The 19,554-nt window shown below is 44.9% G+C and carries 21 protein-coding genes; 1 reads left to right on the forward strand and 20 read right to left on the reverse strand.

The genetic code is table 11. The features are described from left to right. Nucleotides 1–48: 48 nt before the first annotated feature. The 9 genes from C161_RS28025 to C161_RS28065 form a co-directional block, all read right to left on the reverse strand. On the reverse strand, nucleotides 49–876 hold the full coding sequence (locus C161_RS28025) for a sugar phosphate isomerase/epimerase family protein (RefSeq protein ID WP_036674408.1): 828 nt from the start codon (nucleotides 874–876) through the stop codon (nucleotides 49–51). 146 nt (nucleotides 877–1,022) lie between these two features. Continuing rightward, nucleotides 1,023–2,345, reverse strand: coding sequence for an LLM class flavin-dependent oxidoreductase (locus tag C161_RS28030; RefSeq protein WP_036617193.1), 1,323 nt, complete (start codon nucleotides 2,343–2,345; stop codon nucleotides 1,023–1,025). Then, the gene (locus C161_RS28035) at nucleotides 2,327–3,523 is read right to left on the reverse strand and encodes an MFS transporter (protein WP_051447486.1); all 1,197 of its coding nucleotides are present in this window, start codon (nucleotides 3,521–3,523) and stop codon (nucleotides 2,327–2,329) included. The genes C161_RS28030 and C161_RS28035 overlap by 19 nt, the downstream gene beginning before the upstream one ends. Before the next feature lie 146 nt (nucleotides 3,524–3,669). Beyond that, entirely contained in the window at nucleotides 3,670–4,113 is a 444-nt protein-coding gene (locus C161_RS28040) for a GNAT family N-acetyltransferase (RefSeq protein ID WP_036674410.1), read from the reverse strand. Between the two features lie 244 nt (nucleotides 4,114–4,357). Further along, nucleotides 4,358–5,257: an ROK family protein gene (locus C161_RS28045; protein WP_036674414.1), complete on the reverse strand. Its 900-nt coding sequence runs from the start codon at nucleotides 5,255–5,257 to the stop codon at nucleotides 4,358–4,360. Nucleotides 5,258–5,285: 28 nt separating this feature from the next. Beyond that, complete coding sequence (locus tag C161_RS28050; RefSeq protein WP_036674416.1) at nucleotides 5,286–6,758, reverse strand: glycoside hydrolase family 32 protein; 1,473 nt, start codon at nucleotides 6,756–6,758, stop codon at nucleotides 5,286–5,288. Nucleotides 6,759–6,783: 25 nt separating this feature from the next. Next, the gene (locus C161_RS28055; protein ID WP_101314522.1) at nucleotides 6,784–8,391 is read right to left on the reverse strand and encodes an ABC transporter substrate-binding protein; all 1,608 of its coding nucleotides are present in this window, start codon (nucleotides 8,389–8,391) and stop codon (nucleotides 6,784–6,786) included. A 55-nt stretch (nucleotides 8,392–8,446) separates the two neighbouring features. Beyond that, complete coding sequence (locus C161_RS28060; protein WP_036617174.1) at nucleotides 8,447–9,328, reverse strand: carbohydrate ABC transporter permease; 882 nt, start codon at nucleotides 9,326–9,328, stop codon at nucleotides 8,447–8,449. Between the two features lie 16 nt (nucleotides 9,329–9,344). Beyond that, on the reverse strand, nucleotides 9,345–10,205 hold the full coding sequence (locus C161_RS28065) for an ABC transporter permease (RefSeq protein WP_223200008.1): 861 nt from the start codon (nucleotides 10,203–10,205) through the stop codon (nucleotides 9,345–9,347). Between the two features lie 540 nt (nucleotides 10,206–10,745). Here C161_RS28065 and C161_RS28070 point away from each other — a divergent pair. Continuing rightward, nucleotides 10,746–11,822, forward strand: a complete 1,077-nt coding sequence (locus C161_RS28070; RefSeq protein ID WP_036674421.1) for a LacI family DNA-binding transcriptional regulator — start codon at nucleotides 10,746–10,748, stop codon at nucleotides 11,820–11,822. A 119-nt stretch (nucleotides 11,823–11,941) separates the two neighbouring features. On the opposite strand, the gene C161_RS28075 is transcribed toward C161_RS28070, so the two are convergent. From C161_RS28075 to C161_RS28125, 11 genes are all read right to left on the reverse strand, one after another. After that, the gene (locus tag C161_RS28075) at nucleotides 11,942–12,760 is read right to left on the reverse strand and encodes a purine-nucleoside phosphorylase (RefSeq protein WP_036617166.1); all 819 of its coding nucleotides are present in this window, start codon (nucleotides 12,758–12,760) and stop codon (nucleotides 11,942–11,944) included. Between the two features lie 165 nt (nucleotides 12,761–12,925). Then, the gene (locus C161_RS32535) at nucleotides 12,926–13,096 is read right to left on the reverse strand and encodes a hypothetical protein (RefSeq protein ID WP_156946180.1); all 171 of its coding nucleotides are present in this window, start codon (nucleotides 13,094–13,096) and stop codon (nucleotides 12,926–12,928) included. Nucleotides 13,097–13,298: 202 nt separating this feature from the next. Further along, nucleotides 13,299–14,300 (reverse strand): endo-1,4-beta-xylanase, encoded by a 1,002-nt coding sequence (locus C161_RS28080; RefSeq protein ID WP_036674423.1) that lies wholly within the window; start codon nucleotides 14,298–14,300, stop codon nucleotides 13,299–13,301. A gap of 239 nt (nucleotides 14,301–14,539) precedes the next feature. Beyond that, nucleotides 14,540–14,887, reverse strand: a complete 348-nt coding sequence (locus C161_RS28085) for a hypothetical protein (RefSeq protein ID WP_081746078.1) — start codon at nucleotides 14,885–14,887, stop codon at nucleotides 14,540–14,542. Nucleotides 14,888–15,022: 135 nt separating this feature from the next. Next, a complete protein-coding gene (locus C161_RS28090) occupies nucleotides 15,023–15,895 on the reverse strand; it encodes an aminoglycoside phosphotransferase family protein (protein ID WP_036674425.1) in 873 nt (290 codons plus the stop codon). A 33-nt stretch (nucleotides 15,896–15,928) separates the two neighbouring features. Further along, nucleotides 15,929–16,357: a GNAT family N-acetyltransferase gene (locus C161_RS28095; RefSeq protein ID WP_051450003.1), complete on the reverse strand. Its 429-nt coding sequence runs from the start codon at nucleotides 16,355–16,357 to the stop codon at nucleotides 15,929–15,931. A gap of 42 nt (nucleotides 16,358–16,399) precedes the next feature. Next, complete coding sequence (locus C161_RS28100) at nucleotides 16,400–16,879, reverse strand: DinB family protein (protein WP_036617157.1); 480 nt, start codon at nucleotides 16,877–16,879, stop codon at nucleotides 16,400–16,402. 566 nt (nucleotides 16,880–17,445) lie between these two features. Then, nucleotides 17,446–17,880, reverse strand: a complete 435-nt coding sequence (locus tag C161_RS28110; protein ID WP_156946181.1) for a hypothetical protein — start codon at nucleotides 17,878–17,880, stop codon at nucleotides 17,446–17,448. Between the two features lie 47 nt (nucleotides 17,881–17,927). Continuing rightward, a complete protein-coding gene (locus C161_RS28115; RefSeq protein ID WP_036674432.1) occupies nucleotides 17,928–18,449 on the reverse strand; it encodes a cysteine hydrolase family protein in 522 nt (173 codons plus the stop codon). A 30-nt stretch (nucleotides 18,450–18,479) separates the two neighbouring features. Then, nucleotides 18,480–18,902 carry a hypothetical protein gene (locus C161_RS28120; protein WP_036674434.1) on the reverse strand — a complete coding sequence of 141 codons (423 nt, stop codon included), beginning with the start codon at nucleotides 18,900–18,902 and terminating at the stop codon, nucleotides 18,480–18,482. A gap of 41 nt (nucleotides 18,903–18,943) precedes the next feature. Next, nucleotides 18,944–19,489, reverse strand: coding sequence for a GrpB family protein (locus tag C161_RS28125; protein WP_036674436.1), 546 nt, complete (start codon nucleotides 19,487–19,489; stop codon nucleotides 18,944–18,946). Nucleotides 19,490–19,554 lie beyond the last annotated feature (65 nt).

The following is a 19,554-nucleotide window of genomic DNA, read 5'->3' on the forward strand; positions in this document are numbered from 1 at the left end:
CCATAAGCCATAAACACAGCTAGGAACACCCCCTCCTTTTTTCAGTAATTAGATTGCTGCAAATACCTTGTCAAAACCTGCTTTCGTCTTAGCGAACAGTTCACTTGAACTTAGATTCGATGCCGGTGCCAGTACTTCCTGAGCCACCACACCATTGTAGCCAATCGCCTGCAGGTTTCTCAGAAACCCACTCAGATCAATGACCCCTTCTCCGGGATACAAACGCTCATAATCCAATAATTCCTCGATCGGCAAATCATAAGCATCATTGATATGCACATGAACAACCTGTTCTTTCTTCAGCTTCAGCAGATCTTCCATCGGTAAACCATTTGTATGCCAGTGATAGGAATCTACGAGCAAACCTACGTTAGGTGCATGGATCGTCTCAATCCAGTCCAGCGTATCTTCCACACGCCAGATAAACGGATTCTTCCATTGCGTCCGCAAGTGATGGCATCCCACAAACTCCAGACCCAACTTAATCCCGTAAGCGTCCAAGATATCTGCGCAGAGTCTCAAACGTTTCGTAGCCGCTGCCATAAATTGCGCTGCCGGTTGATCCGTTGAGGGTAAAATATACGTGCAACAGCTGTAACAGTCCAACGAAGCAGAAGCTTCTGCCATAGCGACCAACGATTGCAATCCCTCACGGAATTGCTCATCTGTCGTCCGCCACTCTACCGTCAGACCCGATGAACCGATGATCACCTGATTACTCTCTAGCAGATGTTGTGCCTGTTCCTTGCCATACGTTTCAATCAATGAGAGCGGATTCAAATCTACAGATCCGAATCCGTGCTTGGCCGCATCTATGATATATTGTTCATCAGACTCGAGATTGCCCAGTCCCGCATTCGTTAACCCTCTAATCATCCCAATTTCCTCCTGTGACTCGTCTGGAATTGCTGCTTGTGTATCATTTTCTTTATCATTTTATAATAGCAGTACTCTCCGAAAAAGAAACCATCAAAAAAGAGCCGCAACAACGTTATATTGACGTCCTTACCGCTCTATCTTTTTTATCTTACACTCTCTAACGTATACCGGTTACGCGGAATCTCAAGACCCAGATTCTCCCTTAGCATCTCATGTTCATACTCCGTACGGAACAGCCCTCGTTCTTGCAGAACCGGAACAACTAGCTCCACGAAATCTTCCAAGCCATTGGGTACCACGGTACGAACATTGAATCCGTCTGCCGCTTCGCCTTCAAACCATTCCTGAATCTGATCTGCGATCTGATCCGGTGTACCAATGAACGATGTACGCGGGGTAGATGCCAGCAATGCCACTTGGCGCAAGGTCAGCCCCTGTTCTCTTGCCTGCTGCTTGATCTTGTCCGTTGTACTGCGGAAGCTGTTGCTGCCAATCTCCCCAATCTCGGGAAAAGGTTCGTCCAGCGCGTGCTGGGAGAAGTCATAATGATCGAAGTAACGTCCCAGATAATTCAACGCCTGATCAATATTCACCAGTTCGGCAATTTCCTGATATTTCTGCTCCGCCTCTTCCGCTGTTCTACCCACAATGGGGCCGATGCCCGGGAAGATCAGGATATCCTCTGCCTTGCGTCCATAAGCCACCGCACTTGCTTTCACATCGCGGTAGAACTCCTTAGCTTCCTCCAGTGTCTCATGTCCCGTGTAGACGGCATCTGCCGATCGGGCGGCCAGATCTTTACCAGATTCAGATGAGCCCGCTTGGAAAATGACCGGATGACCCTGCTTCGAACGCCCCACATTAAGCGGACCCTGCACCGAGAAGTGTGTTCCCTTGTGATTCAACGTATGTAACTTGGCAGGATCGAAAAATACGCCCTGTTCCTTGTCTCCAACAAAGGCATCGTCTTCCCAGGAATCCCAAAGGCCTTTGACCACATTCAGATGTTCTTCCGCAATTTCGTAGCGTAGCGCATGGTTCGGATGTTCGCCTTTGCCAAAGTTCAGTGCCGAACCTTCCAGAGGCGAAGTAACCACATTCCATCCGGCTCTCCCACCGCTTAATTGATCCAACGAGGCAAATTGCCGCGCAACCGTGAAGGGTTCACTATAGGAAGTAGACAATGTAGCAACCAGCCCGATGTGGGAAGTTGCCCCGGCGAGTGCGGACAGAAGCGTGAGAGGTTCGAAGCGATTGAGAAAATGAGGATTGGACTTCTCGTTGATGAAGAGGCCATCTGCAATAAAGAGCAGATCAAACTTCCCTTTTTCCGCGATACGCACCTGCTTCTTGTAGAACTCCAGACTAACGCTCGCGTTAATGGGAATATCCGGGTGACGCCAAAAGGAAATGCTGTTACCCACTCCGTTCAGATTAGCTCCCAACTTCAATTGTCGTTGCGACATATATATTCCTCCCTATGTTGTGGTGATGACACTGCCCAAGCCGCTCCAAGCAATACAACTCCTGTGAAGAGAAAAATAAACGAAATGCCGATCCATCCACCGAGCAAACCACCGATTAACGGACCGAGCACAATACCGAACTGACTCGCCGTTTGACTCAGACTGACAGCCCTCCCACGAAAATCGTGATCAGCATACTTGATGATCAGCGCATTAAACGCCGGATAGACTGCGGCAAAGAACAAACCATAAACAAATCGCAGGCTGCCAAAATAAATCAGATTATTTGCTGTCATTTGCAGCAGACTGCCAATTCCGCCGCCAATCAGACCAATAAACAGTGTTTTCTCGTATCCGATTCTTCCACCAATCTTCCCCCAGCGCGGCCCCATAATGACGGTTGCCACACCAATCGCCGAGAAGACAATCCCTGCACTAAGTGTTGCACTGCCAACATCTCCGCCAATCTGGACCACATAGAGCGTCAGCACCGGTTCGATGATGAGCACAGAGGTCGAGACTAAGAGAATCAAACCGTAGATTCGCATCAAACCCGGCGTGGAAGCCGCTCTTTTCAAATCCCCTATGATCTTCGTTGGAACGATCGTACGAGCTTGTCGTGACTCCTTAACACCGAGGACCATCATAGCCGCGAGTAATGTAATAATAGCCGATGCAATGAAACATCCCCGCAGTCCGATCCAGTGACTCAACACACCACCGGCCAGAGGACCAAGAATCCCGCCCGCAGCGCTGGCCGTGGAGATCACACCAAGTGCATAACCCACCTGTTTCTCTGGGGTATTGGTACCGATCAGTGTAATCGAGGCGGGATGAAAACCAGCCATGAGTCCCTGAAAGATCCTCACCGCGATAAACGTATATGGATCGTAAACAAAGAAGTTAGCCAGATGTGCAATACCTAGCCCCACTCCTGAACGGACGAGCATCAGTTTGCTGCCATATTTATCAGCCAGCGATCCCCAGAAAGGTGCGCATAATCCACTGATCAGAAAGCTGATGGAGATCGAAATCCCGGACCAAGCTTCCAGGCCACTCTGGATACCTAGATCATTTTGCAGGAATATAGGAAAGAACGGGACGGACAGCGAGTAGGCCATATGATTGAAAAACAGGCCGAACCACAGAATATACAGATTTCTCTTCCATTGTGGCATCTTGGCATTCTCCATACTATATAATTCCTATATAAAAAGTAGGTTATTATCCATATTAGGGTAACGTCATCGGAAAGTATAATAGAAAAGTTCAATAGACCCATTCAAGAATTAAATGAATGGGTCTACTACGTATGGTAATCGTACTATTCCTTCAATTGGACCGACATAAATACATCGACCTCATCTTCACTGTCCAATATAAATCCAAATCGTTCATACAATCGCCGAGCAGGGCTTCCCTGCAAAACATTTAAAATAACACGTTTCCCCTGAACTTCATCCTGTTCCAGCAGGATGTTCAGTACCTGAGTTCCTATTCTCTGGCCTTGATAATCGGGATGTATGTAGAAATGTTCCAATAGATAGGCCTCAGACTTGGGCTTCAATGCTACACAACCCACCATTGATCCTTCAAGTTCAATAATCTGTGTCTGGGCAGGATTGAATGTATTCCGGAAACGTTCACGCACCTTCACATCATCGTACCTTCCCAGTCTGGTTAGATCATCGTATAATACCAAGGCTCGCAAATCAGCGAGTTGCTCTTGGTCTGCCTGTACAGCTTGACGCATTGTTATTGGGTTCATTTGTTGAATTCCTTTCCATTAGAGACACGTTAATTTTTGAATGTCTTATCGCACTATAGAACACTAAAAATCATACCTTTGGCAGCTCACTTGAGCAACATCGGATTTTAGAACGCACTATATTTTTCAAACATACTGAACTCCTCAAAAAAATAAAAAAGCCCAAAAAGGACGGTGCAGTCTTGCTTATACCAATAAGCGAACCTGCAGCCATCCCTTCTGGGATGTAGATTATTGTAGAAAACTATGAAACATGTGAAGCTTGTGCTGCATGTTGCAATGCTTCCAGACCCAATGCTAGCGCACCACACAGGCCTGCATGCTGGCCCAATCCGGGCTGCACAATATATTGGTCGATATGTTGCGTGATTGGGGCAGCATTTACATAACCATTGAGATTCCGCACTACCTGCTCCCGGATCATAGGAAACAGATGATCTTGCTGCATCACACCACCGCCCAAGATGATCTTCTGCGGTGAATGAAGCAAGATGGCCGTAGTAATCGACTCCGCAATGTAAAAGGATTCGATCTCCCACGCCGGATGATCTGCCGGCAGTTCACTGCCAGGGATCTGCCAACGAGCTTCAATCGCTGGACCTGCTGCCATTCCCTCCAAGCAATCGCCATGATATGGGCATAATCCGGCAAAGCGATCGTCTGGATGGCGTCTTGTCCGAATATGTCCACCCTCGGGATGTAACAATCCGTGTACTCGTTTGCCCCCTGCCACAAGTCCGACACCAACTCCTGTACCAATCGTGTAATATACACAGTTGTCCAGTCCTTGCGCCGCTCCCCACGTCACTTCACCGAGCGCGGCAGCATTCACATCCGTATCCCATCCAAAAGGAACCGGAAATTCATGCTTCAAGGTTCCAACCACATTACAGTTTTCCCACCCAGGCTTAGGTGTGGTCGTAATATAACCATAGGTGGGACTATCCGGTTGCAGATCAATCGGACCAAAGGAGCCGACCCCTATGGCTTCCACATCTTTATCCCTGAAATAGTCGATCACCTTGGCAAGAGTGGTCTCCGGATGTTCTGTTGGAAAGCTGATCCGATCTTCAATCTGTCCATGCTCATTCCCTACACCACATACAAACTTTGTTCCGCCCGCTTCTATAGCTCCAATACGCATCGTTTTGGGCTCCTTTCCTTCATTACAATTAACCTTTAGCCTTGGTTGATGATATCTCATAGATATGAAGTGAAGAGAAGACCAGATCTGTATTTTCGGCATGAGCAGAGATGCCTTGGCAATCCGTATCCGGATAGATCAGATCCGTAATAACCGCCTGACCATCATTTGCAAATACCTCCACAGATGAATGATCTACAAAGATACGCAAACTTTGATTTCCGTTCACTTCTTTTAACTCAGCTGTATGACGACTCAGGAAAAGTTCATGAAAATTGCCGATGCCCGATCGACTACGATCAACGTACACTTCACTTCGGATCGAGTCTACACCAACGACCGTTTCGTGATCTGCGCCGCTTCTTAGTGCAAAATGGAACGACTGATCCTGAGTCCACTCTGCATGGATCTCATAGTTCACGAGTTGCAAAGCGTTCAACTGCTCACTCACTTGCTGAATCGAAGCATCCTGTAGGGAAATTACTGGAGTACGGGCTTGCTCAAGTTCACGTGCAGGACGTTGAATCAATATAACTTCTCCCGCTCTTGTCTCCAGTGTCAACTCCCGGGCAATGGTCATTGCTCCACGGTAATCATTGGTTGGCGTCTGGTTGGCATACATCCAGTTGCTCATCCAGCCGATAATGAGGCGTCTTCCATCTTCCTCAGGAACGTCAGACCAACTAACTCCTGCGTAGTTATCCCGACCATAATCAATCCAGCGAATCGTCTGGGATGCCTCGTCTGGGACAAATGTAGTTCCATCAAAATCTCCGGTAAAATATTGTGTTCTGGAGCCTTCAATAAAAGCAGGATCTGCACCGATGCTAACAAGCATCACCCATTTCTCCTGCCCTGAATCTCCATCCACTGCAAGCGGGAACAGGTCGGGGCATTCCCACACGCCATCGTGAGAACCAATCCCGGCGCCAAATTCACTTCCTAGCGTCCAATCCTTCAGATTGGGAGAACGATACAGACATACCGTTTGACCACAAGCGATAATCATAACCCACTCCTTGGTCTGCTCATGCCAGAACACTTTGGGATCACGGAAATCAATAAAGGACTCATGCTTTAATACCGGATTACCCTCGTACTTAGTCCAGGTTCTGCCGTTGTCTTTGCTATACGCCAGACTCTGGGTTTGTATGGCATCACGGTTTTCAACTTCAAGATGATGGGTGAAAATAGCAACCAACCCTGGCTCACCCTCAAAAAATCCGCTCGTACTATTCCAATCCACTACGGCACTTCCCGAGAATATAGTGCCATTCTCATCGGGGAGTAAAGCTATCGGAAGTTCCTCCCAGGAGATCAGGTCCCTGCTCACTGCATGGCCCCAATGCATGGGCCCCCATGTGGTTCCATGTGGGTGATGCTGATAGAACAAGTGATACTCCCCATTGAAAAACACCATGCCGTTTGGGTCGTTCATCCACTTCTCTTTCGGTGAAAAATGGTATTCATTTCTGTAATCTTGTTTAAGAATTGTCGACATTATGGTTTCTCCTCCGTACTTTTCTTTATTTGTTATTACGGTCATATCCCGCTTGTTTAATCTGTAGCCATTCTTGCAATCCAAGGCGATCCAGCTCTTTCAAGTAAGCATCCCATTCCTGATCTATTTTCCCGTTCTGATACCACTCTGTACGCAGACGTAACACGTAGGCGAAGAGATCGGTCTCAATCGTGGACAATCGATCCAGTTCATCGATGGAGAAGAACACACTTGGATATACGTTCTCCGCTTTCATATGCGGAACCATAACCTTGTCGAGAAGTTCCATCCGCCAAGCCGCATCTTCCGGTTTGGTTGTGTATTTGTCATAATAACTGTCGAGTATGGCCAATGGTCCTGCGATACTGGTTTTTTGTCTGAGTTCAACTGGTGCAGAGCCTTCCAGCGGAAGATGCTTCAGCATGCCTTTGGCTTCATCGAATTCAAAAATATTTTGCTGGCTCTCGTCTCCATAGGTACCCCAGTTGTTCTGCACAGATTGGAGCGGATCGTACAGTTGGTCTACCCACTTCGCTGTGGATTCCAGGTTTTTATTGCTACTGGTAATGACCATGCGACCACGATCAAGTCCTATTCCGTTTGTTCTTGTGACATTAACCTCTCCGTTAGGCCCGGCAACCGGAGGCAGAACATCATACGTATCATTCATGCCTGTAATGTTAGCCTTATCCCATGTGAAGTACATGCCGTACTTATTATCCTTGCCTTTCGCAAGATACGTGTTCCAATCCTGCTGGTACGATTCGACATCGATCAGCCCTTCTTTAACCAGCTCATGAATGTATTTAACCGCTTCCTTGTATCCTTCATCAGCTGCCGTGAAGACCACTTTCCCATCATTGGTTACCACGGTATGATCCCAGTTCTCTCCGAGTCCAAATGCCGCAAAGAGAAATGTCAGATCTTCTCCGCCCGGTTTGTTAATGAAAGATAACGGAATTTCGTCGGCCTTACCGTTGCCGTTTGGATCTTGAGTTTTGAACGCGATCAATACTTCTTTCAGCTCTTCGGTTGTCGTTGGCATCTTCAGTCCAAGCTTGTTCAGCCACTCCACATTAATCCAGGGCAAGTTATCCACTGCCTGAATCCGTTGTTTTCCACTTCCGAGTTCTTCAATCCATGGGAATGAATAGATATGTCCGTCTGGGGCCGTGATCATGCTCTTGTATTCGGGAGCTTCCTCCAGCACCTTTTTCAGATTGGGCATGTGTTGTTCAATCATGTCCTCAAGTGGAATGATCGCCCCGTCCTTCGCCAGTTTCAGGAGATCATAGTCCCCGTAACCTGCATCAAAAATGGCATCCGGCAAATCACCGCTGGCAACCGCCAGATTTCTTTTTTCTGCAAACACATCACTCGTATAGTTCTTCCAGTTGATATGCACATTGGTTTTCTCTTCGAGTCGCTTGTTAATCAGCTTGTCGTTTGGATCAGCGGGAGCCAGCGGAGAGCTCTGTGTTATAAAATTCAATGTCACCTTACCATCAGGGGATTGCGCCTCACTTGCCGCGCCGCCTCCACCTCCGCCACAGGCGGTTAAAAAGAGCATTGCAGATAACATGGAAATGGATGCCGTTGTAACGGCTTTTCTGGATTTGTTTACTTTTTTCATAATAATGACCTCCATGAGTTGGATTGGATCAACTTACTGTATCGCAGGCTGTTCACTATTTGAGGGAACCGACCATGACACCTTTTTCGAAATACTTCTGGAAGAACGGATACATGATGATGAGTGGCAGACTCGAAATGACAATCGCTGAGTATTTAATCATCTCGGAGAGCCGTTTCAGTTCTGCCATCGCGAGCTGATCACTGATCATGCCCGGTGCAGCCTGATTCTGAATCAAAATGGAACGCAGAACGAGCTGTAACGGATGCAGGTTCGGATTATCGAGATAGATCATTGCATCAAAATAGGAATTCCATTGCCCAACGAACGCATAAAGTGCGAGTACAAAAATGATCGGTTTCGACAACGGAATGACGATCTGGAAGAAAATCTTCATCTCAGAGGCGCCATCCACGTTTGCAGCTTCTTTCAGTTCTCGAGGGACTCCTTTGAAAAAGGTTCTGGAGAGAATGATGTTCCAGACGTTAACGGCTCCAGGGATGATGATCGCCCACACCGTATCCAGCATGCCGAGATTACGTATGAGTAGATAAGTAGGGATTAATCCCCCGCCGAAGAACATGGTAATGATAAAGATAATCATGAAAAATCCACGTCCCGCGAGCCTATCATCCGACAATGCATAACCTGCAAATATGGATACAGTCACGGTGATCAATGCAAAGGAAACCGAGTACAATACCGCATTTGCAAACCCCCGGATCATGGCTGGATTGGACAAAATCATCTGATATCCGTCCAGACTCCAGTCCGATACATTAAAGGACAGTCCACGATTCAGTAACACCGTGGGGTCCATGAATGAGGCGATAACAATATAAATCAGGGGAACAACCACAACCAGTACAGCACAGGTGAGAAAGATGGCATTGAGTGTGAGGATCAACCGATCCATTCCCGTGTGTTTAACAACCATGGATAATACTCCTTTCCTAATAGAGGCCTTCGCCTTCATTCAATTTCTTCACAATCAGGTTCACCGTCACCAGCAAAATCACATTGATAACCGAGTTGAACAATCCAACTGCCGCAGAATAAGCGTAATCTCCAGACTGTAGTCCCACCTTGTAGACATACGTGGCAATAATCTCGGAGGAAGGCAGGTTCATGGACGTCTGCATCAGATAGGCCTTCTCAAATCCAATGGACATAATCCCGCCAGCTGCAAGGATAAAGACGATGGCCATAATCGGACGAATCGTTGGAAGGTCAATGTGGCGAATACGCTGAAGGAGATTGGCTCCATCCAGATTAGCCGCATTGTGAAGCTCCGGATCCACATTGGCCAAAGCCGCCACGTATATAATGGAAGCCCAGCCCGCTCCGGTCCAGATATCGGACAAAATGTAGATCCAGCGGAAATATTCCGGTTCAGACATGAACATGATTGGCTGACCTGTAATCCATGTGGCTAATTGATTAATCGGCCCTGTCGGTGAGAGGAAGATGAACAGCATACCCACAACCACAACAACCGAGATGAAATTGGGTGCGTACAGAAACAATTGAATATTTTTCTTGATGCCAGCTTTGCGTACCTGATTCAGCATGAGTGCCAGTAAAATGGGCACCGGGAAACTGAATATCAATCCCAAAAAGCTGAGTTTAAGCGTATTCATTAAAATGATATCGAAATTGGGTGAAGCTATAAATTTCTCGAAATGCTTCAGTCCTACCCAATCACTGCCCATGATGCCTTTGATCGGACTGAAATCCTTAAACGCAATGATGGCTCCGTACATCGGAATGTACTTGAAAATAAGAGTCAAAATTAAGGCTGGTGCGAGCAACATATATAAAAAGTAATTTTTTTTGAGCTGCTGTAACCTATGACCGCTTGTCGTCCTCACTTTCAGTACCCTTCCTTCGCCCTTTTTGCTGTCGGCTATGTTATCCAACACGATACCCCCGTTCATTCTAGAAGTTGACAATTGTTTTCAGTAAGGGCTTTCAATATTTACAATTGCCTATTTGATAATTTACAATTTATCAGGTTTCAACGGATTTAGTCAATACGTTTTGTAAAAAAACATTTGTGCATTTGATCATTTCATCTTTGCATTAATGTAACTAAAGAGGATTAAATTTGCATATATACAGCACTGAATCGTTAATACCCGCATAGATATTTCTATATCATTACTGTAATAGATTATCATTGTTACACTAGTTAACAAAACTTCTGGAACAATTATGAACATAGAATTCGCCTATCTAAATGTAAATACAATTGTGCATTTGTAAAACAGAGATTGCTATTTGTCCCGTTCTATTATACATTTGACTTAGAGAAGAATATGGATGACTATTGAGGATTAGAGGTGAAGCATTAGATGGCAAAGGAAAAAGTCACGATACAAGACATCGCTGATGCTTTGGGGATCTCCAGGAATACGGCTTCCAAAGCATTAAATGATAGCGGAAACATCCCGGATGAGACCCGAAATCGTGTAATTAAAAAAGCAATTGAACTTAAATATAAACAGTTTGCCTATATGGACAATGAGCATGTTCTAACCAAGGCTCCGGGCAATATCGCCCTGTTAACTGAAAACCTGCCTAATACATCTCACTTTGGTTCGTTGTTAATCAGCGGTCTGGAGAAAAGAATCAGTGCGGAGGGATACAATCTCTCGATTCATATCGTGCGTGAAGACGATCAAGATACACTTACACTTCCCAACAATTTTGATATAGCCAAAGTGGACGGCATCATTTGCATTGAATTATTTGATCTGGAATATACACAGCTGATTACCGATCTGGGCATTCCCACCATCTTTATCGATTGCGCTTCCAACATATGTTATCCCGAATTCAAAGCAGATCTGCTACTCATGGAGAATGAACATAGCATCTATCAGTTGACCACAAAATTATTTGAGAGCGGCTACACAAGTATTGGATTCGTCGGAGATTACAATCACTGCAAGAGCTTTAATGAACGATGGGTTGGATATCAGCGTGCTATGCTGGAGGCGGGGTTGCAGGTCGACCTGTCCCATTGCATCGTAGATAATGATCGCCTGTGTTTCTCCAAGCCAGGATGGTTGAACCAGCGAGTGGCAGAGCTAGCCTCCCTACCTTCCGCTTACGTATGCGCTAATGACTTTATAGCAGTTGATCTGATCAGGGCGTTAAAAGACAGAAATGTCGCTGTGCCACAGGATATTGCGATATGCGGATTCGATAATGCACCCCAATCTCGAATTATTGAGCCAGCATTAACAACGGTTCATATTTATAGCAATGAGATGGGCATTAAGACTGCGGAGATGCTGTTATCCCGGATTAATAGCCCGACACAGCCGTATCAGGTCTCTCACATTGTGACCAAACCCATCATCAGGGAGTCCACACCAGCAATCATGGCCGATCATTCTCAGATGGTTCATAGTTCTGCAAAATAAAAAAAACGTATGTCTCACGAGTAACAACTCGTGAAACATACGTTTTTTTGTGGTTTCGATTTGGCTGGATGAAAACTCTATCCTATCCATCGTGGCCTAGATAAAAAATCATCTCGCGATTAGATCTCTTTCAAGATGCCTTTTACAAGTCCGATAAAGGTTGTTTTCACTTGCGCAGCCACTTCAATAACTTCATCATGACTTAACGGCTGATCCAGAATACCACAGGCCATGTTGGTCAGACAGGAAATGCCTAGCACCTTCATACCGCCATGAATGGCAACAATGGCTTCAGGTACCGTGGACATCCCCACTGCATCCGCACCCATCGTACGAATCATGCGAATCTCCGCTGGTGTCTCATATGCCGGGCCACTCCACCATGCATAGACTCCTTGCTGCAGGCCAACATTCTGCTCTTCTGCAACCTTAAGGGCAATACTGCGCAGTTCACGATTGTATACCTGTGATACGTCTGGGAAACGAACACCCAGTTCAGCATTATTAGGTCCCATCAACGGGTTATTGCCTACCAGGTTAATATGATCTGTAATGAGCATCAGTTGACCCGGCTCAAAGCTGGTGTTGATGGCTCCGCAGGCATTGGTGATAAGCAATTGCTCGACACCTAGCGCCTTCATGATCCGAACGGGGAAAGTCACTTCGTCCAATGTAAAACCTTCATAATAATGAAGGCGGCCTTTCATCGCTACAACCGTTTTGCCCATCAGTTCACCAATAACCAATTCATTGGCATGACCGATAGCCTCCGATTGGGCGAAATACGGAATATCTGTATACGGGATAACGGTCGCATTTTCAATCTCGTCCGCGAGCGCTCCCAGTCCAGAACCCAGAATCATGCCTACGGCAGGTTTGGTATGGATTCGGTTTAATATGTAATCTCTTGCTTCCTGAATATGTGCGGATTGATGCATAATGATATCCTCCTGATGATCTGAATTGAGTTAACAAAAACTGAGTTAATGAGGTACTACTCATCAAGTGTAATGAACAATGGTCATGATGTAAATGGAAGCTGTTCTATATACAATAAAAAAACGACCCTATGCTCCAGAATCGTTTAAAAACATGGACATACCCTAATCCAATGTATATTTGTTTCTACTTTTCATGTAATCGATAGTCATAATCAGCAACAACATGAATGTAGCAAACATCAGCGGTTTGGCAAAAGTACCTTCTTCAAAGATACAATAGGCAGCGACCAAGTTTCCTGCAAATATTAACAGATAATTGCGGGTGCGATCCATCTTCTCAACTCATTTCGGAAAAGAATATTGTTCGAGATTGCCTTTCTTTTACCCTATCATGAACTTCCATAAAAAGCCATATACTTACACACATACAAGCGTGGTGTTCAATCACGATCGAGATAACCGTACTGTACAATCTATATTGAGTACAGCAAAAAATCGGCCACAACGTGACCGATTCTCTCCACTTATCTGATGTTCAGGACATAGAATTAATGATACGCCAAAATGATTCCTTTGGCTGCAACTGCTGATCAAAAACAAAGGGCCAGTTTTTGCGTCCGCGTACCGGGAAATGGTCTAACCAGGTATAATTGTCCGCTACTCCCCAGAACGTCACAGAGGTAATGGATGATTTATACTCACGGAACAAATTAAAGATTTCTTCATATCGACGCTCCTGTAGCTCAGCCATCTCCGAAGTTGGCGCGGTGAGGTCCGTTCGACGATCCTCATGACGAAACACGGACATATCCAGCTCCGTAACATGCAACTGCACATCCAGTGAAGCATAACGCTCAATAGCCATTCGGATCTCCTCAATCGAAGGACCATGAATATTCCAATGCCCCTGCAACCCAATCCCGTGTACAGGCGCTCCCTTGTCAAGCAAAGACCGAACCAGATTGTAGATCTTCTCCCGTTTGACCGGATCCGTCTCATTGTAGTCATTATAGAAAAGAAGCGCATTGGGATCAGCTTCATGAGCCATACTGAACGCTTGCATCAAATAATCTTCCCCCACCAGCTCTAACCACTTCGTGTCCCGCATGAACAGGTCGGTCTTATCTTCAACAGCTTCATTGACGACATCCCACGCATATATTTGCCCCTTATACCGACCTACTACCGTATCAATATGTTGCTTCAAGCGAGATAATAACAGCTCTCTGGAAGCGGGAGCACCTGAGGTATCCTCAAAGACCCATTTCGATGTTTGATTATGCCAGACCAAAGTATGTCCGCGAACCCCAATCCCTTGGGCAACAGCAAAATCAACAATTTTATCCGCCGCCTCAAATGAATAACGATCCTCTTCCGGGTGAATTTCTTCGAATTTCATCTGATTTTCAGCCGTGATACTATTGAAGTGTTTGGCGATGAAATCCGCTTCGGACTGCAACATTCTGGTATGTACAGCAGCACCTATTTTGAACGTATTAGCGTACGTAGCATGTAATGATGGAATTTCAGTTGGCATTTACAATTCCTCCCTGCCAGTTTTTATCCATCATATCGTTTGTTGAATACGCTTACAATGAACAAATTATACTTCTTCCCCCTCATATTTAACTATTTATGATCCTCGGCCCTGTTTGCACAACAAAAACACCTCCACGTATGTCCGACTGCTCATCTAAACAGAACATTTCTCGGAAGGTGTTTTGTGATCGGGCTGTTCAATTAAATTCAACTCATATACAAAGAGGATATGAAGCGTTACAGCTTGTCCACCTGTAACAAGGTCACCTGTTTCACTGTGCATGCCGGGTTAATTTGCTCCTCGGACAGAATGTTCAGCTTGATGAGGCTTTTCAGCTTATGGCTGTCTACCTTGGACAACAATCGCCAGATGTCCGGGTCTGGAAGAGAAGCATACAGCTTCTGATCATCGTATTCCTTCCGGTTCTGAAGCACTGTTTTCACGGTGTAACCACCAACCTGCGTCTCATAGACCCCTTGTTCTGCACAATACGCGACAATCTCATCTCGTAGTACAGACAACTGCTGCTCAATATCTTTTTGCTGCTGTTTCAGTTCAAAGTAAGTTTGCACTTTCTGCTCCATATCGATCACGCTCCTCTACTATCATAGGTATGCGAGAATCGCTAGTTTAGGACTGACTGTTTATTTTATTCGAAAAAAGTGGTCTTTCTATTACTTAATCGTATACTGTCGTCATTGTGTATCCCCGTATTACGATTACAGCAGATGTTCATTCAAATACGGATTATGGACAGCCATGCTGTGAACCTTTTCCATTACATCTGTCCCCATGGGGACATCCCCAACGCGCTTTAACAGAATCCAGCGAAGACAAGCTACAGCTTCAAAAACCTGCTCCTCTTCCAGCGTGTACGTATAACTTGCAGAACGTGCAAATTGAGCGCGATACATCTCGCCATAACTTTCCCCATTATAGACGGTGATCAGAAACACAGACCATGCCATATCGTACCTTGGATCACCATATTGCCCATTAGTCCAATCGATGATGGTGTAATGGTCGTCCATCTCAAGAATGTTTCCCAGATTATAATCGCCATGAATCAAGCGGTCCTGTCTGATCTGGACCTGCTGGATCAAGTTTGCCAGAAGATCATTTATATCGTCATGTAACTCAATTTGAGGAAAAAAGTATTGAACAAAATCGTACCTGAATATGTATTCTTCATCTTCTCCAGTACCCACTTCATTCACCGGATAACGATGGACCTCCATTAATCGCTCAGCCAAATGTGTCAGTTTGGTCTGTGTTAATTGGGTAATCCGCTCTCCATCATAGCTCGTTAACAGCACTTGATTCTCTTGCTCGTCTAATCCCCAACCGTAGGGTTTGGAAACACGAATTCCACTTTGATAAAGCTTGGACAATAATCGATATTGTTTGGCGATATCCGGTTTGGAATCCTTGTCCCAGACTTTCAATACGTACGACTGATCTTCCATTTCGATTCTCATCACACTCGCTTCCAGTCCAGGTGGCAAGGGAATGATCTGATACTCCTGTTTAATCACCTGCTGAATACGTTCATCCAGTTCTACCCAATTCACCTGGCTAAGTTGAATCGTCATCGTTCTCCTCCTTCCATGATACACAAGATTAGATTATAATCGTTTATCAAATACCTTCTGCCATTTCGTCTCTTCATATCCGATAGCTATATAAAACCGATGTGCAGATTCCCTTTTTCCGTTACAACGTACCCGAATCTTATCAAAGCCGTTAACCCGAGCCCATTCCTCGCATTCGCTCATGATTATCTTACCAATCCCCATCCCTTGATGAATCCCATCCACAACTAGTCCACCAATCTCGGCAAAAGATGGACTCTCAATGGAATGTCTTCCCTGTACATGGCCCCAGCCTACGACCCTCGAATCAATCTCAGCTACACATACATAATGGTCTGGTAAGGAAGAGAGAAGAGTTAGTCTCTCCTTGATTTCTTCAGTTGTGCTGACATAACCCAGTTGATGGGATAATTGGCTCATCACTTCGCCATCCTGAATCGTAGCTCTCCTGCAATGAATCATAACCTCTCCTCCGTTCATTCATGTCATGCCGCTCTCTCCCTGTTAATCAGGTATAATCAGGCCTTTGCCAATGACATTGGCGGATACTGGCTGTTTGCCCAATTCTCTGGCCCATACCGACAGCTGTCCCATATGGTGAATCTCATGGGCGATCACATGTCGCATAACTTCTCCCCATGAATATGTACTGGTCTTGCCAGCTGAGCGATAATCAATAAAAGCTCTTTTTTCCATACTTGAATCCCATGCTGTAACCAATGCCTCCACATCAGGACGTAACTTGCGATCGAGTCGCCTTACCGCCTCAAGATTCTGGTAGTTTGCAAAATCTTCTGCATCATCCGGTTTGCCCTGAAGCAGCTGAAGCCAGCTCCACTCTACATCAATGATATGAAATAATGTTTGTAATATGTTGCCTACTCCGCCCGTGCGAGGCCGAAGCAATTCTTCAAGCGGTACATCTTCACACCACACATACCATTGCTCACGCACCATCCAGTTATAACGAAAGAATGTTTCCATTGGTATATTCCCCTTTATCGATGTTTTTCATAGAGATTTGATCAATTCTGTATGGGCAAAGGTATCCTCCGAATGTTTACACTTACCACTCCGATGACAGAACAACCTTCCGATCGCTGTTATCCCCAGAGTTTTTTGATTCATTTTATAATGGGAAACTCCGGGGATAAGCCTATGCTTCCGATGCAGCTTTCTTTCAGAAAGCTATTAGGCGAACACTTCGCTTCTTCAGTTTTTTTCTGTCCTCTCCGTTTCGTGTAAATATTCAGTTCAATTTATTTAGTTATTTTCTTTTTTATATACAAGATTACATGAATTCCTGCATAAATAAACAGAACATTGAACAAATATAGAAGTACATTTAAATAGATGCCCGATATAAACCAGATAGTTCCCTCAGAATTAGCATAATGATAATCCGTAAAGAATCGGAGCGGGAAACCATACTCTGTTCGGAGCGGTCCATCTTCAGTATGTAAAGTTCCAGGAATACATAGGATGGCTAATACAGCAAGCCAGGCTGATAGATTCATTATTCTTTTGTTAATCGTCAATACATCTCCCCCTTATTCAACACTAACGGTATCTTCACCAAAATACGTCCCTTCCAACTTTTGATCCATAAAGTCTCTTAAGTCCTTTTGATCAAGTATATATTTCGAATCTCTATTAAATCTGCTTTTTGTGGATACAATAATCTGTTTCCGATTGTATTGAATTTTAATTTCAGCGTTATGTTTTAATCTCAAAGCAATTCCTGCACTAATGCTTCCTGTGACATCATCTACTGGTATTTTGGCTGTTTCCGTGGCTGCATTCAGCCAGCCGACTATACGGCTAATGTCTTCTTTACTTAACGTAACATTGTCAATGCTAACGTGTGCTCCACCGTCACCTGTCCTGGTGTACACGACTATGCTCATCTCTGTGCTAATCACTTGATTTCTCGAAATCGGCTTATTTGGATCAGGGTTACTCGTGATTAGAAGATACAGAAACATGATTGCCACACCTATGAAAAACCAGAATCGCCTACGTTTTCCTAGCATTACAGCGCATTCTCCGTATCCACCACGTTGGCAAACAGTCTCAGTACCGTATTGTGATGCTCAATAATCTGCTCCGCTTGAAGTGTCTTTGAATTCCATGTGCTGTGCGCATCTTGAACCAGATTGACCGTGTAACCCAGACTGAACGCTCTGCGGCAAGTCGTGTCCACACATACCTCAGTCTGCATACCCGCGAGAATCAACTCCGTCACGCCATCTTCTTGCAATTTCAGATGCAGATCGGTTTTGTGAAACGAATCCGGTGTCTCTTTTTCGATAACGAAGTCACCAGCTATAGGTGCAATGGACGGATGGATGTCCCACCCCGTTGTTCCTCGTTCCAGTGGACTGCCTGCCCCTTCGCAGTGTTGGATATATATGATGGAATGCCCTGCTTCACGGGCCCTGGCAATTAACACCTGGATCTTCTGAAGCAATCGTTTCCCTTGATATACGGGATCTGCTTCATCAAACATCGCTACCTGTACGTCAATGATTAGAAGTGCACAATGCGTTGTCATTTTGCTTTCCTCCTGACAAATCAATTTAATTCAACTCTTTTTTCTTCGTACCTTTAACAAAACTTCCAATCCCATATCAATCAGTACAAATAGGATAGCGGCAAGAACGCCAAATAAGGTCAGAACTAACGTCTCTTTGAAATCCAAGATTGCTTCTCCTGCGCCCATGACCAGATAATAGATGTACATGCCCAAAACTCCAGCACATGCATAGCCTAATATCCTCGTACTTAGATACAACACATGATTAGGGAATTGTATTCGGCTGAGCAGATAGTCTAACAATATCGATAAAGGTAGCCCGATCAACAGGATCAATGGAGTCGCGTATATCGGATAAATAAGAATGTAAAAATCAAAACTGTAGGTTTCATTCATCGATATGAGACTTGCAGCCAAAGTAAAACAAATGATGGTTAGAACGGTTGTCATCAGCTTTCTTCCCATGTTCATCTCATCACTCCAATACAGTTATCTCTATTCATTGGATGTGCTCATGCGTCAGATTTTGCCGGCTGCCATCCGATTTCTTGAGACCAACGATGTGCTCTCTGTAATATGCTCCACACCATTGGTCCTTTTCCTTCAACATATTTGGGACGCTGATCTTTATACAATGACATGAGTCTGTGCTTTTCTTCTGCATATTTCAAACAATCTTCTGGATGCTCCCTTAAATAGTCTCTGAACAGCAAGGTCATCTGCTCGGAGAAACTGCCTACTTGTCTAACGTGTATATGTATCCTTCTGTTTCCGGGTTCTTCACGAAAGTAACGTTTAGTCTTATCTGGATTTTCTGCTCTGAATACAAATCCGACTGTTTCAATCTCATGTTTGTAGTCCAACAGATTCTCATAATTAGAAACAGATATTTGTATATCTATGATGGGTTTGGCATCTATTCCAACAATTGAAGTGGACCCAACATGGTCAATCCGCACGGCCTTTTTTCCTAACGCTTCTCTTAATTTCGAACCCGTTTCGAGAAACAAATCACGCCATGCCGGATCATACTTTGCAATTCTCCATTGATCCTCCATACAACTCCTCCTTGGTTATTCAATCAAGCTATATAATTAAATAACACGTTCTTTTAACCTTTTGT

Origin of the sequence: Paenibacillus sp. FSL R5-192, assembly GCF_000517845.1 — a bacterium.
In the GTDB taxonomy this organism is placed as follows: Bacteria; Bacillota; Bacilli; order Paenibacillales; family Paenibacillaceae; genus Paenibacillus; species Paenibacillus amylolyticus.